General features: G+C 69.0%; 20 protein-coding genes. 10 read left to right on the forward strand and 10 right to left on the reverse strand.

All coding sequences use genetic code 11. The features are described from left to right. Window positions 1–130: 130 nt before the first annotated feature. The 5 genes from FHR96_RS11835 (at window position 131) to FHR96_RS11855 (ending at window position 5389) form a co-directional block, all read left to right on the forward strand. A complete protein-coding gene (locus tag FHR96_RS11835; protein ID WP_183387893.1) occupies window positions 131–1579 on the forward strand; it encodes a DHA2 family efflux MFS transporter permease subunit in 1449 nt (482 codons plus the stop codon). Continuing rightward, window positions 1576–2661, forward strand: coding sequence for an ABC transporter substrate-binding protein (locus tag FHR96_RS11840; RefSeq protein ID WP_246392911.1), 1086 nt, complete (start codon window positions 1576–1578; stop codon window positions 2659–2661). The genes FHR96_RS11835 and FHR96_RS11840 overlap by 4 nt, the downstream gene beginning before the upstream one ends. Further along, window positions 2655–3653, forward strand: coding sequence for a FecCD family ABC transporter permease (locus tag FHR96_RS11845; RefSeq protein ID WP_183387894.1), 999 nt, complete (start codon window positions 2655–2657; stop codon window positions 3651–3653). Before FHR96_RS11840 ends, FHR96_RS11845 begins: the two co-directional genes overlap by 7 nt. A 2-nt stretch (window positions 3654–3655) precedes the next feature. Further along, the gene (locus tag FHR96_RS11850) at window positions 3656–4702 is read left to right on the forward strand and encodes a FecCD family ABC transporter permease (protein ID WP_183387895.1); all 1047 of its coding nucleotides are present in this window, start codon (window positions 3656–3658) and stop codon (window positions 4700–4702) included. Between the two features lie 63 nt (window positions 4703–4765). Further along, window positions 4766–5389 (forward strand): RraA family protein, encoded by a 624-nt coding sequence (locus FHR96_RS11855; RefSeq protein WP_183387896.1) that lies wholly within the window; start codon window positions 4766–4768, stop codon window positions 5387–5389. 828 nt (window positions 5390–6217) lie between these two features. On the opposite strand, the gene FHR96_RS11860 is transcribed toward FHR96_RS11855, so the two are convergent. The 5 genes from FHR96_RS11860 to FHR96_RS11880 all read right to left on the reverse strand — a co-directional run bounded on the left by FHR96_RS11860 (window position 6218) and on the right by FHR96_RS11880 (window position 13980). Then, a complete protein-coding gene (locus tag FHR96_RS11860; protein ID WP_246392912.1) occupies window positions 6218–8131 on the reverse strand; it encodes an IucA/IucC family protein in 1914 nt (637 codons plus the stop codon). Between the two features lie 92 nt (window positions 8132–8223). Beyond that, a complete protein-coding gene (locus tag FHR96_RS11865) occupies window positions 8224–9015 on the reverse strand; it encodes an HpcH/HpaI aldolase family protein (RefSeq protein WP_183387898.1) in 792 nt (263 codons plus the stop codon). Beyond that, entirely contained in the window at window positions 9009–10904 is a 1896-nt protein-coding gene (locus tag FHR96_RS11870) for an IucA/IucC family protein (RefSeq protein ID WP_183387899.1), read from the reverse strand. The genes FHR96_RS11865 and FHR96_RS11870 overlap by 7 nt, the downstream gene beginning before the upstream one ends. Before the next feature lie 36 nt (window positions 10905–10940). Next, window positions 10941–12233 (reverse strand): type III PLP-dependent enzyme, encoded by a 1293-nt coding sequence (locus FHR96_RS11875; RefSeq protein WP_246392913.1) that lies wholly within the window; start codon window positions 12231–12233, stop codon window positions 10941–10943. After that, window positions 12226–13980, reverse strand: a complete 1755-nt coding sequence (locus tag FHR96_RS11880) for an IucA/IucC family protein (RefSeq protein WP_246392914.1) — start codon at window positions 13978–13980, stop codon at window positions 12226–12228. Before FHR96_RS11880 ends, FHR96_RS11875 begins: the two co-directional genes overlap by 8 nt. Window positions 13981–14566: 586 nt before the next feature. On the opposite strand from FHR96_RS11880, the gene FHR96_RS11885 reads away from it, so the two are divergent. The 3 genes from FHR96_RS11885 (at window position 14567) to FHR96_RS11895 (ending at window position 16987) form a co-directional block, all read left to right on the forward strand. After that, window positions 14567–15415, forward strand: a complete 849-nt coding sequence (locus tag FHR96_RS11885) for an ABC transporter ATP-binding protein (protein ID WP_183387901.1) — start codon at window positions 14567–14569, stop codon at window positions 15413–15415. After that, window positions 15412–16320 carry a ferredoxin family protein gene (locus FHR96_RS11890; protein ID WP_183387902.1) on the forward strand — a complete coding sequence of 303 codons (909 nt, stop codon included), beginning with the start codon at window positions 15412–15414 and terminating at the stop codon, window positions 16318–16320. Before FHR96_RS11885 ends, FHR96_RS11890 begins: the two co-directional genes overlap by 4 nt. A 118-nt stretch (window positions 16321–16438) precedes the next feature. Continuing rightward, window positions 16439–16987: a PRC-barrel domain-containing protein gene (locus FHR96_RS11895; RefSeq protein WP_183387903.1), complete on the forward strand. Its 549-nt coding sequence runs from the start codon at window positions 16439–16441 to the stop codon at window positions 16985–16987. Window positions 16988–17127: 140 nt separating this feature from the next. Here the strand turns inward: FHR96_RS11895 and FHR96_RS11900 are convergent, their stop codons facing one another. The 5 genes from FHR96_RS11900 to FHR96_RS11920 form a co-directional block, all read right to left on the reverse strand. Beyond that, on the reverse strand, window positions 17128–17916 hold the full coding sequence (locus tag FHR96_RS11900) for an ABC transporter ATP-binding protein (protein WP_183387904.1): 789 nt from the start codon (window positions 17914–17916) through the stop codon (window positions 17128–17130). Beyond that, on the reverse strand, window positions 17913–19010 hold the full coding sequence (locus tag FHR96_RS11905) for a FecCD family ABC transporter permease (RefSeq protein ID WP_183387905.1): 1098 nt from the start codon (window positions 19008–19010) through the stop codon (window positions 17913–17915). The genes FHR96_RS11900 and FHR96_RS11905 overlap by 4 nt, the downstream gene beginning before the upstream one ends. Window positions 19011–19032: 22 nt before the next feature. After that, on the reverse strand, window positions 19033–20061 hold the full coding sequence (locus tag FHR96_RS11910; protein WP_221195799.1) for a FecCD family ABC transporter permease: 1029 nt from the start codon (window positions 20059–20061) through the stop codon (window positions 19033–19035). Next, entirely contained in the window at window positions 20061–20999 is a 939-nt protein-coding gene (locus FHR96_RS11915) for an ABC transporter substrate-binding protein (protein ID WP_183387906.1), read from the reverse strand. Before FHR96_RS11915 ends, FHR96_RS11910 begins: the two co-directional genes overlap by 1 nt. Before the next feature lie 158 nt (window positions 21000–21157). After that, on the reverse strand, window positions 21158–22045 hold the full coding sequence (locus FHR96_RS11920) for an ABC transporter substrate-binding protein (protein ID WP_183387907.1): 888 nt from the start codon (window positions 22043–22045) through the stop codon (window positions 21158–21160). Between the two features lie 362 nt (window positions 22046–22407). Between FHR96_RS11920 and FHR96_RS11925 the strand changes: the two genes are divergently transcribed. Together FHR96_RS11925 and FHR96_RS11930 are read left to right on the forward strand one after the other, a co-directional pair. Further along, window positions 22408–24480, forward strand: coding sequence for a TonB-dependent receptor domain-containing protein (locus FHR96_RS11925; RefSeq protein ID WP_183387908.1), 2073 nt, complete (start codon window positions 22408–22410; stop codon window positions 24478–24480). A gap of 224 nt (window positions 24481–24704) precedes the next feature. Continuing rightward, complete coding sequence (locus FHR96_RS11930; protein WP_183387909.1) at window positions 24705–25616, forward strand: LysR family transcriptional regulator; 912 nt, start codon at window positions 24705–24707, stop codon at window positions 25614–25616. Window positions 25617–25623 lie beyond the last annotated feature (7 nt).

Genomic DNA, 25623 nt, shown 5'->3' on the forward strand with positions numbered 1-25623 from the left:
GCGGTCAGCCAGCACGCAATTGATAACGTTTTGCATCTAGAGCGGCGGCATGTCATCATGCTGCCCCCATGACGCTTTCCACAGGGCGCGGCACTGCGCCACGCCCTTGTCCCCCGCCGAGTGAAGGTCCATGCCGAATGCTCCCGGGCATGGCGGAAAGGTGCTGATCAGTGTGCTGCTGGGTACCTTTACCGTCAGCCTCAACAACAGCGCCCTGAACCTGGCCGTCGCGACACTGATGGCGACCTTCGAGGCCAGCGCCACCGAGGTCAGCTGGGTGGTGACCCTGTTCATGATCGCCATGGGCATGACCATGCCGCTGACCGGCTACCTGGCCGACCGTTTCGGCCGCCGGCGCATCTACCTGCTGGGCCTGTGGGGATTTCTCGCCGGCTCCGCGCTTGGCGCCTCGGCCCATAGCCTGGCTGGCATCATCCTCGCCCGCGGGCTTCAGGGCATGGCCGCGGGGCTGATGATTCCCCTGTCGCTGTCATTGATCTTCTCCGCTTACCCTTCCGACCAGCGGGGCCGCGCCAGCGGGGTCTGGGGCTTCGCGGTGATGATCGCCCCGGCCGTGGGCCCGAGCGTCGGTGGGCTGCTGCTCGAAGTCAGCCACTGGCGGGCGCTGTTCCTGATGAACATGCCCTTCGCGCTGCTGGGGCTCGCGTGCGGCTATCGCTACCTGCCGGTCGAGGCCGCCAACCGCCGGCGTCGCTTCGACCTGCCCGGCTTCGTGCTGATCACCCTGGGCATGGGCGCGGTGCTGTTCTCGCTGAGCCGGGTGGAGACGCTGGCCGACCTGGGACGCGCCAATGTCCTGCTGCCGCTGGCGGCCGGCCTGCTGGCGCTGGTGATGTTCGTGCGAACCGAGCGACGGGCCCTCACGCCCCTGCTCGACCTGACACTGTTCACCCATCGCGGCTACCGGCTCAGCGTCGTGCTGGCCTGCCTGCAGTCGATCATCCTGTTCGGCTGCATCCTGCTGGTACCGCTGTGGATGCAGAATGCACTGGGACTCGGCCCGTTGACCACCGGCCTGACGTTCCTGGCCACCGCGCTGGCCGCCTCCTGCTGTTCGCCCGTGGCAGGACGCCTGATCGACCGCTACCCGCCCCAGTGGTGCATCGGCGTCGGCCTGCTGATCACCATGACCAGCCTGATCGGACTCGCCACCCTGACGGCGGCCACCCCGGTGTGGGTGATCGGGGCCTGGATGGGCCTGCGCGGCCTCGGCCTCGGCGGCGCCTATCTGCCCTCGAGCACCGTCGGCATGCGGGATCTCCCCGAACCCAACGTCGCCCAGGCCTCGGCGATGAACAACATGGCCCGGCGACTGGCCTCGTCGCTCGGCATCGTCGCCCTGTCCATCTACTACGACACGACCGTGCGGGCCGCACTGGGGCAGGGAATCACCTACCCCGAGGCAAGCGCCGCCGCCCTCCATCACGCCTTCCTGGCGCTGGCGGCGATCACGGTAATCTGCCTGCCGCTGGCCTGGCGGCTGGGCCGCGCCGTAACGGCCCCGGCCAGGGTGCCCGAACACGACCCGAAGACCGTAGCCGCCAGGAGGCCGCAATGACGCTTCGCCCTCACTCCCGGCACCGCTGGGCCATGGCGCTACTAGCGTTGTTCGTGTCGCTGGCGTCTCTCATATCGCTGGAAAGCCTGCTGTCGCCTGGAGCCCATGCCGGCGAGGAGCGCGTCATCGCCAATGCCTTCGGCGACACCCGTCTTGCCGACACGCCACAGCGCGTCGTGACGCTCTACCAGGGGGCGACGGACAGCGCGGTGGCGCTCGGCATCACGCCGGTAGGCGTGGTCGATTCCTGGCTGGAGAAGCCCATGTATCGCTACCTGCGCGACGCCCTGGGCGACGTGGAGCACGTCGGCCTGGAGACCCAGCCCAACCTGGAAAAGGTGGCCTGGCTGGACCCCGACCTTATCGTCGCCACGCGCTTTCGCCACGAGCGGGTCCAACCGCTGCTGGCGAAGATCGCCCCGACCGTCGCGACCGGCAGCGTCTTCGACTTCAAGGCCACCCTGAGGCTGATGGCCGACGCCACGGGCCGGGAAGACCGCGCCCGCGAGCTGCTGCGGGCCTGGGACGCGCGCGTAGCGGACTTTCGTCGGCGCATCAGCGCCAAGCTGGGCGACGCCTGGCCCCAGAAGGCCGCCGTGGTGCGCTTCAAGAGCGACCACCTGCGCCTCTATTCCACCGGCTTCGCCGGCTCGATCCTCGATGAGCTGGGCTTCGAGCAGCCGGAGGCCGTGCAGGACCAGGGCTGGGGCATGAAGCTGACCAGCGAGGAAAACATCCCGGTCATCAATGCCGACGTGATCTTCGTGCTGTTGGAGCCGGACGATCCCGCCATCGCGCGAAACTATCGCCACTGGGCCGCTCACCCCCTCTGGCAGCGGCTGGATGCCGTGCGGCACGACCGCGTCTTCGAGGTGGATGCGGTGAACTGGATCATGGGCGGCGGCATCCTGGCCGCCAATGCCATGCTGGACGACCTCTACCGCCATTACGGGCTGGACACCCATCACGACTCCGCCGCCCCAGGGCCGGCCACGTCGGTCACCGCGATGCCCGCCGCAGCCTGCACCGGCGGGGCTTCCTCGATGTCCCGCGCCCATGACGGGGAGCCCCACGCATGCTGAACCATCATGCTTCACGGGCCGCCGGGCTGCTGCTGGGCCTGTTGCTGGTCGCCGCGGCCTTCGCGGCGAGCGTCATGCTGGGCACCACCGAGATCGCCCCGTCGACCTTCGCCCAGGCGCTGGTGCACTACGACCCCTCCCGGGTCGCGCATATCATCATTCGCACCGAGCGCCTGCCGCGGGCGGTGATCGCCGCCCTGGTCGGCGCCAGCCTGGCCATCGCCGGCGCCCTGATGCAGACCATGACCCGCAATCCTCTCGCCTCGCCGAGCCTGCTCGGCATCAATGCGGGCGCCATGTTCTTCGTGGTGGTCGCGGTTTCGCTGCTGCCCCTCCACACGCCGGCCGAGTTCGTCTGGGCGGCGCTGCTGGGCGCCCTGGTGGCGGCCTGCCTGGTGGTCGCGCTGAGCCGCGGGCGCCAGGGGGAACTGTCGCCACTGCGGGTCGTGCTGGCGGGAGTGGCCATCACCGCCATGTTCGTCTCCTTCAGCCAGGGCCTGCTGATCATCGACCGCCAGAGCTTCGAGAGCGTGCTGTACTGGCTGGCCGGCTCGGTGTCCGGACGCGAGCTGTCGCTGGTGACGCCGCTGCTACCGCTGTTCGGCGCTGCCCTGCTGCTGTGTGCCCTGCTCGTGCGCCACGCCAATGCGCTGATGCTGGGCGATGACATGGTCAAGGGCCTGGGCATGCGCGCCGGCACCATCAAGCTGCTGCTGGGCCTGGCGGTGATCCTGCTCGCCGGCAGTTCGGTCGCGCTGGCCGGCATGATCGGCTTCGTCGGGCTGATCGTCCCGCACATGGCACGAGGGCTGTTCGGCGTCGACCACCGCTGGCTGCTGCCGGCCTGTGCCCTGCTCGGGGCGAGCCTGCTGCTGCTGGCCGATGTGGCCTCGCGTTTCCTGATGGCTCCCCAGGACGTGCCGGTGGGGGTGATGACCGCGCTGATCGGCACGCCCTTCTTCATCTACCTGGCGCGCAGGAAACAGGCCTGACCATGACGCACTCCGCTTCGCTGACTTCATCGGGCAACGCCAGCGCGCAAGCCGATCGGGCCCGCTACCTGGGCATCACGGCCTTGCTCGGGCTGTTGCTGCTGGCCAGCATGGGCCTGTCACTGACCCTCGGCAGTTTCCCGACCTCGTTCGGCCAGGTGTGGCATGCGCTGGTCGCCCCGCAGGGCAGCGACATCGCCTTCATCATCTGGGAACTGCGCCTGCCGCGCATCGTGCTGGCCTCGCTGGTGGGCGCGGCCCTGGCGGTGGCCGGCGCCATCCTCCAGGGCATCGTGCGCAACCCGCTGGCCTCCCCCGACGTGATCGGCATCACCAGCGGCGCCGCGCTTGCCGCCGTGACCTTCCTGGCGCTGTTCGGCAGCGTGCTGAGCGCCCACTGGCTGCCGGCCGCCGCGCTTGCCGGCGCACTGCTGTCGGCCCTGCTGGTGTTCCTGCTGGCCTGGAAGGGCGACATCACACCCTCGCGCATGGTGCTGGTCGGCATCGGTCTCTCCGCCGCCATGGGCGCCGTGACGACCCTGCTGATCGTGATCAGCGACGATGCCGCCGCCATGACCGCCTACGTGTGGCTGACCGGCAGCCTCTATGCCGCCCAGTGGCAAGACGTGCTCGGCATGCTGCCCTGGCTGCTGGTGGCCGTGCCGCTGTGCCTGACCCGGGCGCGGCACATGGATGCCATGGCCCTGGGCGATCACGTGGCCCAGGGGCTCGGCGTGAACGTGCTGCACAGCCGGCTGGCGCTGATGGGCTGCAGCGTGGCGCTGGCAGGCGCCGCCGTGGCCTTCGCCGGAGGGCTCAGTTTCGTGGGACTGATCGCGCCGCACATTGCCGCCCGCCTGGTGGGGCGCGGCTTCGCCCGGCTGGTGCCCGCCGCCGCCCTGGTCGGCGCGCTGATCGTGCTCTACGCCGACCTGCTGGGCCGGGTGGCGTTCCTGCCCAAGGACCTGCCCGCCGGCATCTTCGTCTCGGGCGTGGGCGCGCCCTTCTTCGTCTACCTGCTGCATCGGACGCGTGACCACCGTCATTGACGTGGGCCAACCGTCACCCACCCCTCATCCCCCAGCACATCCATGGCCAGCAAGGGAGAGCCCATGTTCCATATCGCCCCACGCCAGGACACCATCACGGAGCGGCAGCGGCAGCGCTATCGGCATCTTGCCACCTCCACCCTGGGCCATCTCACCGACTTCGGCGCCATCGCCTCGCTGTCGCCGATCCAGCGCCCCGTGCGGCTGCTCGGCCCGGCCCTGACGGTGAGGATTCCCCACGTCGACGGCAGCATCATCCGCGAGGCGCTGAAGATGGCCTGCCCGGGCGATGTACTGGTGATCGATGTGTCCGGCGACCAGCGACGCGCCTGCTGGGGCGAGTTTCGCGCCTTTGCGGCGCTGCGCAAGCAGCTCGCCGGCGTGGTCACCAACGGCGCCGTCACCGACCGGGAGGCCCTGTCCCGGCTGCCCCTGCCCACCTACGCGCACTCGACCAGCCCGCTGACCACCCGGGCGCTGGATCTGGAGGGCGAGATCAACGTGCCGGTCACCATCGACGGCGCCACCGTCAATCCCGGTGATCTGGTGGTCGGCGACGACGACGGCCTGTTCGTCATCCCGCCGCATCGCGCCGACGCCCTGGCCGAGGCCGCCGAGGCCAAGCAGGCCCAGGAGGAGGAGAAGCGCCGGACGCTGGAGGCCGAGTCTCCCGAGTGGTTTCGCTGAGCGGGACGCTCGAAAAGGGGTCGCGCAGATCAGCGTGCAAGCCATGGAGTGGTGAGGTCGCACGGCCCAGGGCTCCGGCTTGCTGCGCGATTCAGTAGCAGAGATCCAAGACGCCTGGCGGCGCCATTCGTCGAGGCGTCGAACCGGCAGCAGAGCTGCGCTCCCACAATATCCGCGTCGTCGCATGGCGCGGAGGCAGCTCTACTGCGAGAAATATTGGCGGAGGAAAGCCTCGGCAGCGGCCTGCCGGGGCGACCTTCACGCTCCGGGCTTGGTCGGCTCAGGCCTCGGAAGTGGTAGAACCACTCGGCGGAACAGAGCCGCCTGACAGGTTTTCGTGGGGGGCCATACAAGCGCAGCTTGCTGCGCGATGGAGGCCGAGTTTCCCGAATGGTTTCGCTGAGCGGGACGCTCGAAAAGGGGGTCGCGCAGATCAGCGTGCAAGCCATGGAGTGGTGAGGTCGCACGGCCCAGGGCTCCGGCTTGCTGCGCGATTCAGTAGCAGAGATCCAAGGCGCCTGGCGGCGCCATTCGCCGAGGCCTCGAACCGGCAGCAGAGCGGCGCTTGTATGGAAAAGATCCGCTCGGCGGAACAGAGCCACCACACAGGTTTTCGTGGGAGCGCAGCTTGCTGCGCGATTAGTGGCAGAGATCCCGGGCGCCTGGCGGCGCCATTCGTCGAGGCGTCGAACCGGCAGCAGAGCTGCACTCCCACAAGGTCCGCGTCGTCGCGTAGCGTGGAGGCAGCTCTGCTGCGAGATATATTGGCGGAGGAAAGCCTCGGCAGCGGCCTGCCGAGGCGACATTTACGCTCCGGGCTTGGTCGGCTCAGGCCTCGGCCAGCGCTTCGGCAGACGTTGCCTCAACAGACCATCCGACCCGCAGGAAGGGGTTGCAGGTCGTGCTGGTGCCGAAGGGCATGCTGCCCGGCCCACCGGCACGCTCGATGATCGGCGCGATGAGCCGCTTGTAAGGCCACCGCTCGCGCGCGAACAGCCGCTCCTCGAGCATGTCACGATCGCACTCGTCGAAGGGGATCGTCTCGATCGCCGTCGCGAGGCGTGCCGCCATCTCCCGCCACAGGTCGTGTCGCGACAGGCCATAGTGATCCGCCAGGGTATCGATGATCGCCCGCAGGTTGACCTGGATCGCCAGGGTCTGCAGCCAGAACAGCAGCGCCTCGAGATCGTCGTGATACAGGGTATTTGCGTGGCCGGGCTTGATGCAGTAGCAGGGGTCCTGCATGCCGTGCCGCTCGAGTCGCGCGACGCTGATCCTCAGCGAGTCGTGGTCGCGCAGCAGCAGCCCGTGGCAGCGGCCCTGCCGGAACACCAGCACGGCATTCTGGCCATGCACTTCCGCCAGCATGCCGAGGCGGAACAGGCGCAGGTTGATATCGAAGAACACCTCGCAGAGCTCGCCGAACAGCGCCTGCACCGAAGCGCCATCGGCCGCCATGCCGCGCTGCGCCAGCCAGTCGCCGAACACGTGATGCTCACCTCCCGGCAGCGGAGTGCCCAGCGTGGCCATGGGCACCAGCCGCACGTCCGGATCTTCCAGCAGCGCCACGGGATAGCTGCGCACCATGGCGGACAGATGCCTTGGCGCCTCGTCGAACAGCGTCGCCCCCTCGGGCAGGTAAGCCCACCACTTGCCCTCGTCGCACAGGTGCAGGCACTCGCCCAGGCGAGCGTCCTTCTCCCTGGCCTGGAGCAGCAACCGGGCGCTGAGGTCGCCGTTGAACATCTTGACTGCCGGCAGGTAGCGCGAGGCGCCCAGCGAATGGATGGCCATCGGCAGCTTCAGGAAGTGCGGGCTCGCCGAGGTCGGCGCCAGCGAGCGCAGAGAGGAGGTGGCGAGCCAGGGCGCGCTGACCGCGTCCAACGCGACGCAGTCTCCCGCCGCGAAGGCCGCCTCCAGCCAGCGGGGCAGCGCGTGCTCGTGCTGCCAGGGGTGCACGGGAATGGCGACGTGGCTTTGCGACAGGCCCCGCGAGGCCATCTCCTCCTCGAGGGACCGGCGCTCCTCGTCGCCGGCAAGCCACCGAACCGGCACCGGGCAGGCCTCGTCGACGCCGGCACCGGTCATCACCTGGCCGCACGCCATCGCCACCCAGCGCAGCCGGATAGGGGCATTGAACTCGGCCAGGTAGGCGCGGTATTCGGCCTCGCTCAGGCCCTGCTTGGCCTTGGCCGTGGGATGATAGGGCCGGTCGAGCAGCGACGCCCACTGTTCCATGATCGCGAAGTGCTCGGCCGTACCCCGCGACGGCAGGCCGCGGGTCTCCACCCGGTGATCCACGGAGCTTTCCATCTGCCAGAGGCTGTCGGCCAGCGCCTGGAGGAATACCCGCTGTCCCTGGCTCAGGGCCTGGTCGTCGTCGCTGTCGGCGCCGAAGACACGGCGCATGAAGGCCACGGGGTCGAGCGACGCCCACTCCCCGGTCTCATGATGCACCAGGATCACCGGCGTCTGAGGGACCTTTTCCCACGCCTGGGCGATGCCGGGCCGCAGCAGCAGGACGATGTCGCGGTGAGCGTCCGGCGACCAACACCAGACGCACGTCGAGGGCTCGTGGAGGTGGGCCTGGAACGCCGGCAGGCGGGTTAGCCACTCGTCGGCCTCGCCGGCGACCCACCAGGTCGCACCGAGGTCGTCCAGCAGGCCCTCGACCAGCAGGCCGTCCACCAGCGACTGCAGGATCTGCGCCTGGGCATGGCGCTGGGCATCGAGAGAGGTCATGGGCGTAGGCTCCATCGGTGAATCGGCACGCTCGAGCGCGGCATCATCGCCCGCCCGATTTGAAGGAAAGGAAACGTTCTGCATGGCTGGACTCATGGGCGAGCGACCTCGCTGTCGATCGGCGCCCTGGCATCGCCGAGGGCCTTCTGCAGGGCGCGAAAGGCGATGCCGCGCTCGTCGCCCAGCATGAAGGCGCTTACGCCGCGGGCTTGCCAGCGCGCCTTGGCGGCCGGATCACGCAGGAAGGCGCAATAGGGCAAACGATGTTCTCTCGCCGTGCGCTGGACCGCTTCCAGCGCACGGACGACCTCGGGATGGCCGGTCTGCCAGGTCACCCCCAGCGACTGGGACAGGTCCGCGGCGCCCTCCAGCACCATGTCGAGGCCCGGCACCGCGCAGATCGCCTCGATCCCGGCCACGCCCCGGCGGCTCTCGATCATGGCGACCACCAGGATCTCGCGGTTGGCCTCGATGACGTACTCCGCCAGCGAGGCCTTGCCGAAGGCGCCGGGCCGGCCAGCGTTGAGACTGCGCTCGCCCTCCGGGGCGTACTTGCAGGCGGCCACGGCACGCCGGAGGGTCGCGGCATCCTCCACGTTGGGCAGCACGATGCCCTGGGCGCCGCCGTCGAGCAGGCGCAGCAGCGTCTTGGGATCGGCGTCCGCCACCCGCACCAGGGGCGTCAGCCGGTAGCTTTCGGCGGTGCGGATCATGTGCTCGACGGTTTCCGGGTTGATCAGCACGTGCTCGGTGTCGATCACCACGAAGTCGAAGCCCGCCTCGGCGATCAGCTCGATGGAAGCGGCCGTGGGCAGCGAGGCCATGACCCCATGAACCTCCCGGCCCTCGCCCAGCGCCCGCTTGAGTCGATTGGTTCTCAGCATGCCGCCTCCTCTTCCGGGGCGAAGGCCGCCAGCGGATTCGGCACGTGCTTGACCTGGGGATCGTCATCGCCGAACAGCCGGCGGCGGGTCAGGGCCTCCACTTCCCAGGTCGGCGCGAAGACGTCGAAGCAGCGATAGCGCTCGGCGTGCTGCGGGTGGGCGCGCTGATAGGCCTTGATCGTGTCCGCCGCCATGGCCCAGAACGCTGGCTCGTCCAGCCCGAAGTGCCGGTGCAGGAAGATCGCCATCTCCGCCAGGGCGATGAAGAAGAAGGCATCGCAGGAGTAGTCGCGCACCGCGTCCGGGTCGTCGGTGACGATGAAGGAGTTGCGGTTGAGAGCGGCATGACGCTCGGGCACCGGCTCGAGGTCGGGGGCCAGCTCGGGCCGCGCCAGGTGCGCGGGGCTGAAGCGCACGCCGTCGTGGAAATCCTTCAGCGCCACCCTGAGCGGCCAGCCGTCGCGGTGAATGACCACGATGTTCTGGCCATGGGATTCCATGCCCACGCCCTCGGCGAACAGCAGGTGAATGATCGGCAGGGTGGCGACATTCACCAGCTGCCGGGTCCAGGCCTCCAGGCCATGGCGCTCGATCCAGGGGGCGATGAAGGGAGCGGCGGGTGCGCCCTCGGCGTCTCGGGTGAACTGGCTGAGCCCGTTGAAGGGCACGGCCCGCTCGTCGGCGGCGAGGCACTCGCCGACGTTCTGGCGCCAGATGGCGCCGACCTTGCCGTACGCGTCGTCATGGCGCGCGTCCGGGAAGGCCCGTTCGTCCAGTGCCACGCCGGCCACCTCGCCGAGGATCACGAACCCGGCGTCACGAGCGGTCTCGTCGGTGTCGATGAGCCGCTTCAGCCACTCGGTGATGGCAGGAGCGTTGGTGACGGTATGGCGCGCCAGGATGCGGGTGCTGGAGGTGTTGGTGAGGCTCATCGCCAGCTTGAGATAGGCCTGTCGGGTGTCCTGCGGGGCCAGGGTGCGAATCGACTGCTGGGCGGTATAGGTTGTCTCCCCCTCGCCGAGCAGGGCGATCTCGCCGCTGGCAAGCTCGGGATGCAGCGCCGTCACCAGCGCGTTTTCCCACTGCCAAGGGTGCACCGGCATCAGCACGACCTCGTGGCGCGACAGCCGGCGCCGGGCGAGATAATCGCCCAGCCGCGCCAGCACCTGCGGACCGGCCTCCTGCGCGATCCGCTCGTCGAGTGACTCCCCGTCGACGGCGCCGCGATGCGCCAGGCGCGCCGGCACGGCCAGCCAGACGACCCTCAGCGGCTGGGCAAACTCGGGCCCGTAGCGCTGGTTGTCGCGCAGCGAGAAGCCGAGCCGCGACTTGTAGCAGGGGTGATAGCTGTGCGCGTCGGTGAAGTACTGCTCCAGGGCATCGGCATCCAGCGCCTGCGGGGATGCGTGGCACGGTGCCGGCCAGGCGGAGGACTGCAGGTCCTTGACCAGGGTCTGGGTCAGTTCGTTGACGAATCCCGGCCGGATCGCCCCGTCGCCCAGCGCCGCCTCGAGATCCTCGAGGAACTGCGACAGGCTCACCGGCGCCGGGTCGCCCCCTTGCTCCTCGGCCTGCAGCGACGAGTGCTCGAGGCGAATCAGGCGAAAACCGTGGCACTGCCAGCCGCTGACCCGATAGCGGCGCTTGCCCAGGGTCAGGGTGAAGCGCGTCGCGCCGGAGACGCCGCGCTGCGGATCGGCGGCGGCCTCGAAGGGCAATACCGCCTCGTAGAGCAGGGTCTGCAGCAGTTGGCCGACGACCCGTCGCTCGATGCGCTCGTGATGCCGCCACTGCGACGCGCGGGCAAACGGCATGTCGGCGGAAGGCGCTGCGCCGTCGGCGGCCTCGATCATCGGGGCCGCCGGCAGGGCGCGTTCATGGGATGACATAAGGTAACTCCTGAAAAAGGGATCGGCGGCGCTTGATCAGCGCACCGCTTCCGCGCAGCCCCACGGTGCGCGCTCACGGGAATCGTCGACGAACACCTGCTCGGGCCGCGGGTGGCACAGGAAGTCCGCGTGGGAGATGTTGTAGCCGTAGGCACCGGCCAGCGGCAGCACCAGCAGGTCGCCCACCGCCACCCCGGTCAGCGACTGCCGCCGGCTCAGCACATCCTTGGGCGTGCACAGCTGCCCGACCACGGTCCAGGGCCTGCGCTCACCCTCGCGCGCCCGCTCGGGGTCGCCCGGCAGGTGGATGACCGGATGATCGTGCCCCTGGGCCGCGGGCAGCCGGAACTGGTGGGTGCCGCCGCGACAGACGAGGAAGCCCTCCCCGTGGCTGACCTTGGTATCGAGCACCTCGATCGCGTAGTAGCCGCAGAAGGCCGAGAGGAAACGACCGATCTCGAAGCGCACACGCGGGGGCTCGGACATGGCCTCCAGCTGCCACCCCAGCGCGTCGCACAGGGCGGGCCAGTCGAACTGCGCGGAGGATTGTTGCGAGGACGGTCGACGCCCGGGCGGGTGGAGATAGTTCACGCCGATGCCGCCGCCCACGTTAAGCTGGGTCACCCGCTCGGGATGGCGCGCCAGCGCCCGCCAGCGGGGCCAGCGCTCCAGGTAGGAAGCCAGCAGCCGCTGGTGTCGCCGCTCGCAGGCCTGGTGCGACATGGCATGAACGTGAAAGCCGACCAGCCGCAGGTTCGGGGCCTCGTCGACGCTCCGGACGGCATCAGCCAGCTGCGCTTCGTCGATGCCGAACGGCGTAGCGGTGCCGGCCATGCGCAGGCGGCTGGTGAGCTCCTCGGGCAGCGCCGGGTTGATGCGCAACAGCACCGGCTGCACGCGTCCCAGCGAGGCCGCGATCGCCTGCAGACGGGCCACCTCGCCGAGGCTTTCGACATGGAAGGCCTCGACGCCCCGCCTCATGGCATCGCGCATGTCGGCATCCAGCTTGCCCGGACCGGAGAGCACCCAGGGACGCGGCGTCGACGCGGCGCAGGCTCGGGCGATCTCGCCGCCGGACGACAGCTCCAGGCCGTCCACGATCGGCGCCAGCGTATCGATGATCGCCGCCTCGCTGTTGGCCTTGATCGCATAGTAGAGCTCGACCCCAGCCGGCAGCGCCGCCTTCATGGCCCGGCCATGGGCCTCGAGCGCCGGCAGGTCGTAGAAGAACGCCGCCATGGGGTCGTCGCAAGCCTGGCGATGCGCGGCGATGGCGGCGAGGATCCGCTCGGGAATCCTGTACTCGGTCATCGAGAGCCGCTCAACCATAGGCCACCTCCCGATCCAGCACCTCGGTGGCCTGCCAGGGGTTGGGCAGCGACACGTACCGGGCCTGCCGATCCGCCTTTGCCATCAGCCGCAGCGTGAAGTTGGTCTTGCAGGGCAGCTCGCCGCCCGCCAGCAGCGCATCCAGCTCGGGGGCCGACGTGCCGAGGGCGCGCCGCACGCGATGCAACTCGTCCTGGGTGTCCTGCCACAGCACGTCACCGAGCACCGGGCGCTGCCAGCTCAACGCCAGGATCGCCTCGGCGACGTGATTGACGAGCAGGCAGTAGGCGATGCGATGCCAGCCCTGTTCGCGATCGTAGGTCATCGACGCCCTGACGCGGGGGTGCAGCGACTCCCCGGCGAGCCAGTCCACGCCCTTGTCATGGGTCAGCTTGACCCCTTCGAAGTCGCGCAGCAGCATCCGGCACGGCATGCCGTCGTCGTGGATCAGCACGCAGTTCTGCAAGTGCGGCTCCATGACGATGCCGTGGCGAAAGAACAGCCCCATCACCGGGGCCACCAGCGTATGCAGATAGGCCTGGAACCACTCCCGAACCCGGCCCTCCGACGGCAGGACGAGCGGCCCCTCGGCGGGCGTTCCCGCGATGAATGACAGCACCATGGGCGCCAGTTGGGCGTCGCGGGCGAACAGCGTGCCGCTGAGCAGGCAGCGTTCCGGCGAGAAGCGGCGGCAGAAGTTCTCCCGCAGGATCATGCCGGTCTGCTCCCGGAACCAGCGTCGCTCGTCCTCATCGCCCCACGTCGGCGCCCAGTGCACCGTCGCCGGCTCCTGGGCGACGCACAGCGCCTCCAGAGCGTCGTCCTGCGAATGGGCGAGCCGATGCAGGATGCGATCGATGACCAGCGTGCTCTCCAGCTCGTACCAGGCATTCTTGCGCACGCAGTTGGTGATGCGCACGTTGAGCGATCCCTTGAGGAACCAGGGATGATCCTCGAGATACCAGGTACGCATGGACGCGGTGGGCGCGGCCTGCCAGCCGCTCGGCCCCAGGTCGCCGATGACGCCCTCACCGATCAGCCGTGCCACCCGGGCATCCTGGCGGAACAGGTCGGCCTGCACCGGGTGCATGCTGAGCACCACGCGATCGTCGTTCTCGGCCTGGCCCTGGTCGGCCACGTGGGGCAGCACCTCGAGAGCGCTCAGACGATTGGCCTGCATGCTCAGTCCCGCCACGGGAAAGGAAAACTGGTGGAGGGTCGTGGTGGCGCCGAACTCCGGCGCGTAGTCGGGCCGGTCCTGCAGCAGGTGACGCGGCCATTTCCGGGCCTTGGGAGTGGGATGGTTGGGATGCCCGAACCACAGCCCCTGCTCGCTGCGGCGGTAGTCCGTCAACGGATGCAGCCGGGACTGTCCGACGGCATGGGCGACGATCGACGTCATGACGTCCTGGCTTTGCACGACCTGGTCACACAGCTCCTGATTGAGCGTGCCGTCATGCCACTGGCAGTGGGCCAGCAGCGCGGCGATCAGCTCCGCCAGCGCGGGAGCATGCCAGCCGGAGGCTCCCGCCTCGCGGAGATGGACCTCGGAAAGGTAGTAGTGGCTGCCGATGACCGAACGCCGGTCCACCATCACGAACAGCGCCAGCGTCGACGACCATTCGATCAGCAGTGGCGTGCCGTGCAGGCGCTCCGACAGGCCCTCCCGACGGGCCGGCCATCGATAGCCCAGGGTATTCCGGGGGATTGCCACTTCCTTGATGATGCAATTCAGCAGCGCATGCATGGATGCATGTCGACTCGTCTCGCCAGGCAAACGAGAGAAACGGGCGTAGCTCATTATGGCCTCCGCAATCATACCGTCCTGTAAGAATCCACCTGCCCGCTCGGTCGCCTGCGATGCCGTCAGCGAGACGTCACCATCGGCGTCGATGGCCTTCCCGCCGACGGCCGCGGCCTCCGTGGGCCGGTGAATTCGCGCGTCCCTCGCTAGTCACGTTGCGAAGTGGTCAGGGTGTTTGTGGTTGTTATGTCGATCGAGACGGTGGGCACCCGCCTCCCTGGCGGAAGCCCCCTGCCCCGGCGTGCGAAGACATCCCTCGGGATGATCCAAGGCCCGATGGATGGCCCCCGCCGTCTTGCGTGCCACCGACGACTGCCGTGTCGTCGACGATGCCGGGACCGATCTGCAAATGAGAATGATTACACTAATCATTAAAAATCGGGATGTCCACGATCATCGAACAAACCGTTCGCTATATGCTGACAACCGATTGCGCTGAAAGGAGCCCACCGCCCCCGACCACGACGTTGAAAATGAGAATGTTTTGTCATAGTGTGCTGCGCTCCAGAATCCACATCGACGAGCCCCCATGCCCTCGACACCTGCCAAGCCGCCGCGACTGACGGGCGAAGGCCTGCACGCCGGGTACGAGTCCCGACGCGTGCTGGACGGCGTCGACCTGGCGGTGGCCGAGGGCAAGCTGACGGTGCTGCTGGGGCCGAACGGTAGCGGGAAATCGACGCTGCTGAAGACGCTGGCGCGTACGCTGACGCCCAGCGCCGGCCGGGTCTGCCTCGATGGCGAGGACATTCACCGCCGCAACACGCGAGAAGTCGCCCAGCGGCTTGGCCTGCTGCCGCAGGGCCCTTCCGCCCCGGAAGGGCTGACGGTCAGGCAACTGGTCGGCATGGGGCGCTTTCCCCACCAGCGGCTGTGGCGGCAGGATGCCGAACGGGACGCCCGCGCCATCCGCGAGGCGATGGCCTATACCGATGTCACCGACTTCGCCGAACGCAGCGTCGATGCGCTCTCCGGCGGCCAGCGACAGCGCTGCTGGATCGCCATGGTGCTGGCCCAGCAGACGGACCTGATCCTGCTCGACGAGCCCACCACCTTCCTCGACCTCAAGGTCCAGGTGGACCTGCTCGAGCTGCTGTCCCGACTGGCCCATGAGCACGGCCGCACCCTGCTGCTGGTGCTGCATGACCTCAACCTGGCGGCGGCCTACGCGGACCGACTGGTGATGATGCGCGACGGGCGCATCGTCGCCAGCGGCACGCCCAGGGAAGTGTTCACGGCCAGCCATCTCAAGCGCGTCTTCGATCTCGATGCCCACGTGCTCGAGGATCCCGAGACGGGCAGCCCGATCTGCGTGCCGCATCGGCGGCCGCGAACGCCGGCGGGCTCCCCCAACGTCCAGCGGCGCTGCGTCTCATGAACCATGTCTTCTGCGCCGATCTCAGCCGCGAGCAGGACGACCCGCTGGCCGGCAGTGGCGCCCACGCCGAGCACAACCTGCTGATCAGCTGGCCCCGCGCCAAGTGGACCCGCAAGGCCCGCCAGGCCAGCGACATGCCGGAGGACCTGGTACGTGCGCTCGATGCCATCGCCGCCGATGGGCGGCGAGTCAACCTGATCCATCGCCATGACCAGCCCGACGGGATCCACCGGGTGTTCCTGATGCCGGAGCGTCGGGACTTCGTCGTGCCGCGAGAGGCCCTGGAAGACTTCCTGAGTGCCTGGCGATCGGGAGGCTCGCTGACGGCATGGGAACGGGAAGGCGTCGAACGGGATCTGCTGCTGTGCTGTACCCACGGCAAGAAGGACAAGTGCTGCGCGAAGTACGGGTACCGCACCTACAAGGCGCTGGCCGGGGCCGTCGCGACCCACGGGCTGCCCTTCGAGGTGTGGGAAAGCAGCCACCTGGGCGGCTGCCGCTTCGCCGCCAGCCTCATCCTGCTCTCGCCGGTACGCAAGTACGGCCGCATCACCCCTGAACAGGCGCTGCCGTTCCTGGAAGCCGAGGCCCGCGGCCAGCGCTTCCTGCCCGGGTATCGCGGCGACTCCCGGCTGACGCCCGCTCAGCAGTGCGCCCAGCTCGCGGCATTGGAGCACCTGGCCTCAAAGCCACACTCGCCCGGGCTGACGCTGCTGGACGACAGCGGCAGCGAGCACCGGCGACAGACCCGTTGGCACTGGGAGCAGAATGGCGCCAGTGGCCACCTGCGCATCGTCTGCGAGACGACCACCATCCGGCGCGTCGACATGTGCTCCGATCTGGACGAAGGCCCCACCGACAGCCTGATCTGGCGAGCCGCGGAGCTAACGGAAACGGAGGCGTGACCTCGCCTCGCCACAACATTTCGTTACACGATGGCGCGAACCTCATCCCTTGCAACGACACTAATGTAGCAAGACGCCGCGCTGCGGCGTCATGGACACCGATGCAAGGAGAGATGTCATGACACGCGATACCCTGCGACTGCCGACCCTGACCGCCGCCTTGCTCGCCGCAGGCCTGGCCGTCAGCACCACCGCCCAGGCCGCGCCACAGGGGCTCTACTCCACCAACGAGCTGCTCGACGCCGAGGTCTACACCCCGGACGCGCCGGAACGCGCCATCGGCGAGGTGGAGGACGTGCTGCTCGACGACGACATGCGCCTGCGTGCGCTGGTGGTCGACACCGGCAATCTGCTCGATCTGGGCGACAAGCAATACGTGATCGAAGCCGGGCATTTCAGCGTCGAGACCCACCACGGCGAACGCCTCGACGACATCGAGTATCGAGTGAACCTGGACCTCGACGCGGCCGCCGTCGCCGAGCAACCGGAATACACCGACGGCTGGTGGAACCAGGCCCGGGAAAGCATGCGCCAGGCCTGGGCCGACACTCAGGAGGGCGCCGCCAGCGCCTGGGAGACCACCCAGGAAGGTGCCTCCAACGCCCTGGACCGCATCGGTCAGGCGCTGCAAAGCGCAGGCGAAAGCGCCCAGAAGGCCGCCGAATAACGTTGTCGGTGGCTGATAAGCGCCTGTGCTCGGCGATACGGCGTTAAACATCAGCCCGTGCGCAAGCCCGGTCCAAGTCCTCACTTACCCGCTACCGAAATACTCACCCGCGCCCCGGCCCTCGCCGGGGCGCGTCGCGTTCAGGCCCGGCGCAGGTCGGCCAGCAGCGGCGCCCCGGTGGCAGGATCCGGCACCAGCGTGCAGGCCACCCCGTACAGTTCGTGCACCAGCGCCTCGGTGACCACCTCGGCGGGGGCGCCCTGGGCGACGATCGCCCCGTCGCGCATGGCCACCAGATGGTCGGCGTAGCGGCAGGCGCTGGCCAGGTCGTGCAGCACCAGCGCCAGGGTCCGCCCGTCGGCGGCCAGCCGCCGCACCAGCTCGAAGACCTCCAGCTGGTGGCCCAGGTCCAGCGCCGAGGTCGGCTCGTCGAGCAGCAGCAGCGGCGTCTGCTGGGCGATGGTCATGGCGATCCAGGCGCGCTGTCGCTGCCCGCCGGAGAGCGCCTCCAGCGGCCGCTCGGCCAGCGCCTCCAGCCCCGCGGCCGCCAGCGCCTCCTCCACCGCCCGCTGGTCCTCGCCGGACCACTGGCGCAGCCAGCCCTGGTGCGGCTGGCGACCGAAGCGAATCAGGTCGCTCACGGTCAGTCCTTCCGGCGCGCTGGCCTCCTGGGGCAGCAGCGCCAGCCGCCGGGCCAGCTCCCGGGGCGGCAGCCGCTGGATATCCTCGCCGTCGAGCAGCACCGCGCCAGCGCTCGGTGCATGCAGGCGGGCCAGCCCGGCCAGCAGGGTCGACTTGCCGCAGCCGTTGGGACCGACGATGGCGGTCACCTTGCCCGGCGGCAGCTCGACGGCCAGGTTGTCGATGATCGAGGTGCGGCCATAGGCCAGGCTCAGTTCACTGGCCTCGAGGCGATGGGGCACGGTCATGGCGATTTCCTCTTGGCGGGACGCATCAGGATCCACAGCAGCCAGGGGCCGCCGACCACGGCGGTGACGATGCCCACCGGCAGTTCGATGGGCGCCAGCAGCAGCCGTCCCGTCAGGTCGGCCAGCACCATCACCAGGGCCCCTGCCAGCGCCGAGGCGGTCAACGGTACGCCACGAGGCGAAGCCAGCGAGCGGGCGATCTCGGGGCCGATCAGCGCCACCATGCCCACCGGGCCGGCCACCGCCACCGCCAGTGCGGTCAACAGCACCGACAACGCCAGCACCTGGGCGCGCCGACGACGCAGCCCGACGCCGAGCCCCCGGGCCACGGCATCGCTGAACCGCATCAGCGACAGCGAGCGTGCCAGCCCGAGCGCCAGCGGCCAGCCCACGGCCAGGCCGAGGGCCAGTATCGTGACGGCCCCTCCCGGGCGGGCGTTGAGCGTGCCCACCGTCCACGGGTAGGCGGCGTTGGCGGTGTCGATGTCCACTCGGGCCAGCAGCACCTGGGTGACGGCGCCAAACACCGCTCCGATGCCGATGCCGGCGACGATGAAGCGATAGCCGCGGGTATCGCCGCCGCTGGCCACCCCGAAGGTGACGGCCGCCGCGGTGGCGGCCCCGGCCAGCGCCATGGCCGGCGGGGCCAGCGACGCGCCGAGCCCCACCACCGAGGCCACGGCGAAGGCGGTGGCGCCGTTGTCGATGCCGATGATGCCCGGCGTGGCCAGGCGGTTGCGGGCCAGGGCCTGCATCAGGCAGCCGGCCAGCGCGAAGGCGGCACCGGTCAGCCAGGCTGCCAGCAGGCGCGGCAGCCGCAGCTCCTGGACCACGAAGGCGGCCATCACATCGCCCTCGCCGTGCAGCGCCACCCAAGCGCCGGCGGGCGACAGCCACTGCTGGCCCAGGCACAGGTAGGCCAGCGAGGCGGCCAGCAGCAGCGCCAGCAATGACAGGCCGACGGCCAGCGCACGGCGCTCGATCAGCAGGTGCCACTCGCCACGGGCCAGCCGCCAGCAGCCGGGGGGCGGCGGCACCGGGGCAGGCCGAGGCACGGCATCCCCTCGGCGCAACATCGGGACGGTCTCGGACATGGGACTCACATGGCTCTCCGGCTCACAGGACGGGCAGTCGACGGGCCCGCACCACGGCGACCAGCACCGGGGCGCCGACCAGCGCGGTAAGCACCCCAAGCGACAGCTCCGAGGGCGCCACCACCAGGCGCGAGACCACGTCGGCGGACAGCACCATCAGGGGGCCCAGCGGCAGGCACAGCCACAGGGTGCGACGGATGTCGGGGCCGGCCAGGGAGCGCGCCGCGAAGGGCACCACCAGGCCAACGAAGGCGATCGGCCCGGCAATCGCGGTGGCCGCGCCCACCAGCAGCGCCACCGCCAGCACCACCAGGGCCCGCACCCGACCGGGACGATGGCCGAGCCCCGAGGCGACCCGCTCGCCCAGCGCCAGCGCGGCCAACGGGCGGGCGATCAGCCCGGTGACGACGAGTGCCAAGGCCAGGCTCGGCAGCACGGCCATCAGGTCGTCGAGGCGACGCCCGGCCAGGCTGCCGACCACCCAGAAGCGGATCTCGTCGGCGGTGCGCTGGTCGAACAGCAGCAGCAGCGACGTCAGCGAGGCGAGCAACGCCGAGAAGGCGGCACCGGCCAGCACCAGGCGCACCGGATCATCGCCCAGGCCACGCAGGCGCACCACGCTCATCACCGACAGGCAGCCGACCAGTGCGCCGACCTGGGCCACCGCGACGCGCAGGGTCGCCGCACTGGCACCCAGCCACAGCGCCACGGCCACGGCGAAGGCGGCCCCGGCGCTGACGCCGAGCAGCCCCGGCTCGGCCAGCGGATTGCGCGACACCGCCTGCAGCAGCGCCCCGGACACGCCCAGCGCCAGCCCCACGGCGATGCCGATCAGGGTCCGCGGCAGGCGCAGCGTCTCGACCACGAAGCGCGCCTCCTCGTCGCCGACGCCGAACAGCACGGCCAGCGCTCGGGACGCACCGACGTCGCCGGCGCCCCACAGCAGGCTGGCCAGCGCCGCCAGCCCAAGCAAGCCGGTGAGCAGCAGCAACACACCCGAAAGCCCCGCCGGTGGGCGGGGCTCGGTGTTGGCGATGACTCCCTGGGACATCAGGGCAGCAGCGCCGCTTCGATGTCGTCGAGGATCGCCTCGGCGGCCAGCGGCCCGTTGGCGCTGGTCCACAGCTGTCCGTCCACCGGCACCACCCGACCGTTCTCGACTACCGGCAGGCGAGCGAAGGCCGGCGATTCCTCGGCAGCCGCCAGGGCCTCGTCGCCCTCCTCGTTGAGGGTGGCCAGGAACAGCCAGTCGCCCTGCAGCCTGGAGAGGTTTTCCAGGCTCAGCGGGTCACTGTGCACGCCCCGCCCGTTGAGCAGGCCGGCGGCGTCCACCTCGAGGCCCACGGCGGCGAGCAGGCCGGTGGAGAACAGCTGGTCGGACATCACCAGCGGCCCCTGGGGCATCCAGCGCACCAGGTTGGCGGTGGCGTCGATATCGCCCGCGTCCAGGCGTTCCGCCATCTCGGCGGCGCGGGTCTCGACGCCGTCGATGGCATCGTTCACCGCGGCCTCGCGTCCCAGCGCCCGGCCGTACTGACGGGCCTCGGCCTTCCACGCCTCGGGGGTGATGCCCGGGCTTTCCGGCACCACCGTCGGCGCGATCTTCGACAGCAACGCGTACTGGGCATCGGCGAGGCGCGGCCCGGCCAGGATCAGGTCCGGCCGTTCGGCCACCACCGCCTCCATGTTGACCTCGCGCACCACGCCGACGATCGACGGGCGTTCGTCGTCGAGATGCGGCTCGATATAGCGCGCCACATCGTCGCCGCCGCGGGTGGTGACCGCGCCGACCGGCATGACGCCGGCCGCCAGGGACGCATCCAGGGCGCCTTCATAGAGGGTCACCACCCGCTCGGGGGCATCGGGCACCTCGACCTGGCCATGGGCGGTATCCAGGTTGCGGGCCTGGGCCACGCCTGAGGCGACGGTGAACGCCGCCGCCAGGCAGGCGCCAACCAGAAACGGGGTCTTGGACAGGGAAACGGACATGGATGCTCCTCGACTGATCGGGCGTCTGGCCACCCGGACATGCGAATATTCGCCAATGATAATTAATCGCAAAAAACTTCTCACCCTGCTCGCCCGCAACGTCGCGTTCGAGAGCATGCAACGCATTCGGTGGGCTCAGGGAAGCGTGTCGAATCGGCTCACAGCGACGACAGGCTGCCGGTGACCTCCTGCACCTGGGCGCGAACGCTCTGCAGGCCGTCGCCGGAGAGGTACCACAGCGCCGGGGACAGCACCGTCACCTCGATCGCCTCGCCGCCCTCGGCCGCCAGCGCCTCTTCGAGCGACGTGACGTCCAGCGGCGTCGCGCCGATGGCGGCGCTGCGGTCCACCACCAGCAGCGCATCCGGCGCCATCTCGCCGATCGCGGCCGGGGTGAGCGGAGTGAAGGTGCGGGTACCGCGACTCATCGGCTCGACCGACGCCGGCAGCGCCGGCTGGGCAATCTGCAGCAGCTCACCGACCACTGGCTCCTCGCGCAGCGAATAGTGGCCGTCGTTGTGAGTCACCACCACCGCCTCGAGGTCGTCGGGCAGGCTCGCCCGCGCGGCCTCGATCTCGTCGTGCAGAGCGGCAAGCCGCTCGGCGGCCCGGGCCTCGGCGCCGAAGCGCTCGGCCAGCCCCGTCACCTTGGCGCTCAAGGCCTCGAAGTAGTCGCCCTCGCCCATCGAGACGTCCTGCGTCTCGGCCAGCGCCTCCAGGTCCTCCAGCGCCGCCGACTGGCGACCGGTCACCAGGATCAGGTCGGGATCGGCGGCGGCGACCGCCGCCAGATCCGGCGTCTTGAGGCCGCCCACGTCGGCACGCCCGTCCAGCAGGTCGGCTACGTAGGCCGGCGCGGCCTGGTGCGGCAGGCCGACGAGATGGTCCTCGAGCCCCAGGGCCGCCAGCGTGTCCGCGGCTCCCCAGTCGAAGCTGACGACATCGGGCCCGTGCGCCTCCCCTTCGACCTCGTGGGCCTGAACCATCGAGGGCAGGGCGAACACTCCCAGGGCCAGCGCCGGCATGCACCATCGGATACCTTTCATTGCCACCTCCTAAAAACGAATACGAATCAATATTGAAAGATGGCTGAACACTACCATGTGCCTGGCGTCCGCTGCCGCAACATCGGGTTGCATGACGCGCAACCGGCCTCATCGCCGGCACGACGCCGCCCGGTTGCCATTTACGCAACGCCACATTCCGGTATTCGACCTTCCCAACACAAATGCGAATCTTTATCGTTTTTGCCGCATTGGAGTGGCTCGCCGACCCACGGGTTCCCCGAGAAAGGTCCCCACCGTTGATCCCTCGACAACGGCATCGCCGACCACCGACACGGCCAGCACGCCAATAACAACCATGAGGCCGCATGCCCCATTACTTGTCAGAGCAAGGAGCTAGGAACATGCAGGATGTCACCCCCCTTCCCTTCACCCGCACGGCGCTGGCCCTCGGCATCGCCGCCGCTTGCGCCAGCGGCGGCGCGCTGGCCGATGACGCCACCGAGCTGGAGCCGGTGGTGGTCACCGCCTCGGGCTACGAACAGGCGCTCTCCGACGCCCCGGCCAGCATCTCGGTGATCAGCGGGGAGGAGCTGAACAAGCAGTCCTACTCTGATATCACCGACGCCGTGGATAACATCCCGGGCGTCTACGTCACCGGCGGGGGGCTGTCCAAGGACATCAGCATCCGCGGCATGGACGACAGCTATACCCTGTACCTGATCGACGGACGCCCGATCAATGACGGCCGCCTGGTCAATACCAATGGCACCGACGGCGGCAAGCAGATCGGACTGCCGCCGATTTCCATGATCGAGCGTATCGAGGTGATCCGCGGTCCCATGTCGTCCCTCTACGGGTCCCAGGCCATGGGCGGCGTCATCAACGTCATCACCAAGAAAGTGACCGATGAGTGGACGGGCTCGGTCACCACCGAGTACACCCACTCGCTCAACGACATCAACAGCGATGCCCAGCAGGTCAGCTTCTTCACCGGCGGCGCACTGATCGAGGGCCTGCTGGGCGCCCAGTTCCACGGTAGCTGGATCGGCAACGAGGAGAGCGATTTCATCGGCGGCGACGACAACGCCGAAAGCACGCCCGACAGCGACACCCGCCAGGGCGGCGTCAAGCTGATCCTCACCCCGGACGACAGCAACGAGTTCACCCTCGGCTATACCTCTTCCACCAAGGAGTACACTCACACGCCCGGGCGCAGCATGGCCCTGGTCGACAGCCGCGGCAATCCGACCGAGGCCAGCACCACCCGCTACGACAAGGACGTCTACACGCTGTCGCACAGTGGCAGCTACGGTAGCTTCCTGACCGATACCTACCTGCAGCACGACATCTCCGACCGGCACCTGGACGAGGCCAGCGAGGAGAAGACCAATGAAATGACCACCTTCAACACCCAGTCGACCTACTTCTGGGGCAACCATATGCTGACCTTCGGCGGTCAGTACAAGTACGAGGACCTGACCGACGACACCAACGGCCTGCTGAGTTCCAACGTGCCCGGTGCCGTGAACAGCGTGGATCGCTGGCTGGCCTCGCTGTTCGTGGAGATGGAGTGGGGCATCACCGACGCCCTCAACCTGACCACCGGCCTGCGCTACGACGACGACGAACTGTTCGGCGGCCATCTCTCGCCACGGGTCTACGCCAACTACCACCTGACCCCGGAGTGGACCCTCAAGGGCGGCGTCTCCACCGGTTACAAGCAGCCCAGCCTGTCCGACGCCACCGAAGGCTTCGGCCGCGGCACCGGCGGCGGCGGCTCTCCCGCGCCGCACCCGCGCGCGCTGATCATCGGCAACGAGGATCTCGATCCGGAAACCAGTACCAACTACGAGTTCGGATTCGCCTACAACAACGCCGCAGGCAACCTCAACGCAAGCGCGACGCTGTTCCATACCCGGTTCGAGGACAAGATCGCCGAGGAGCGGCTCTGCGAAACGGCCAACGCCGATCGCAACGACCCTTCGACCTGGGCCTGCCCTTACTCCGGCAACGATTTCGTCTTCCTGAGCACCCGCCAGAATATCGACGAGGCGGTGATGCAGGGTGTCGAGCTGTCACTGGGCTATGACATCACGCCCCGGCTGAACGTCACCTCCAGCTACACCTTCACCGACTCCGAGCAGAAGAGTGGGGAGTTCGAGGGCGAGCCGCTCAACAAGATACCCGAGCACATGTTCAACGTACTGCTCGACTGGGAAGCCACCGAAGACCTCAATCTCTGGGTACAGAACAACATCCGCAGCGGGACCAGCGACTATCTGGGCCGCAGCAGCATGAGCGACGGCACTCCCGGCTACGGCTTCGTCGACGCCGGCCTGGTCTACGCGCTCAATGACAATGCCCGCGTCAAGGCCGGCATCTACAACATTGCAGACAAGGAAATCACCAACGACGACTACGAAGTCGTGCTGGACGGTCGTCAGCTCAACCTGGGGCTGACCGTGGATTTCTGAGTCCGGCGGGCGCTAATCCCGCGTTTCGATCGACCCGTTATCCCTTGTGCCCCGGCCATGCCGGGGTTTTTTAGTTCATCGCCCTTCTCTATATTCCGCCCTCGCCCTCACCGCCATCCGACGCAGGAAACAGTCGGCGACCAACGCCTCGCAAACAATAATGATTTTTATCCGCACAGCGCTCTGGCATAATGCCAAGTTTCCTTCGCCGCCAGGGTCCGTCCATGCACGATGCCGATGAACTGATCGCTTTCGCCGACGTCATGGCTTCCGGCAGCCTGACGCTGAGCGCTCGCCGGCTGGGCGTGGCGAAATCGACCCTCAGCCGCCGCCTGCAGCAGCTCGAAGGGCGGCTGGGCCAGCCGCTGATGCGCCGCCAGTCGAACCGCCTGGCGCCCACCGAGGCCGGCCGCGTCTTCCACGATTACTGCCTGCGCCTGATCGCGCTGGCCGAGAAGGGACAGCAGGCCCTCGACGAGCTGCGCGAGGACATCAGCGGCGGGCTGACGCTGGAAGTCCACGAGGCCCTGGCTCGCTGCTGGGTGGGCCCGGCCATCGAAGAGTTCATGGCACGTCACCCGGGGCTGCAACTGAGCCTGGTCACCCGCGAGCGTCTCACGGACCCCCGCGTCGACGGCTCGGTGGTGGTCTGGTACGGCGACGCCGGCAACACCGCGCTGCGCCAGGAGCCGGTGACCCGCCTGGAGCGCGGACTCTACGCCCACCCCGACTATCTGGCCCGCCATGGCGCGCCGGAACACCCCCGCGACCTGGACGGCCATGCCTGGATCGACCTGCTCGGAGAAGCCAACCAGGAGCTGGTGCTGCGTCATCCCCGCCAGGGCGAATACGACGTGCGCCTCCCGGGCTCTCGCCTGCGCGTCGATCGCCTGGTGCTCCAGTCGGATGCCATCGTGCGTGGCCATGGGCTGGGCATCCTGCCGATCTGGATGGCCGAACGACGTCTGGCGGCCCACCCGGGTCAGCTCGTGCGCTGCCTGCCGGCGTGGGAAGCCCCTGCGGTGCCGATCAGCCTGCTCTATCCGCACGGCCATCGACCGCGCAAGGTCACGGCGCTGCTCGAGTTCCTGCGCGCGGCCCGGCCTGCCGACTGGCGTGCGACGCCCGGCGGCTGAACCGCCC

Origin of the sequence: Halomonas organivorans (assembly GCF_014192055.1) — a bacterium.
GTDB lineage: Bacteria > Pseudomonadota > Gammaproteobacteria > Pseudomonadales > Halomonadaceae > Halomonas > Halomonas organivorans.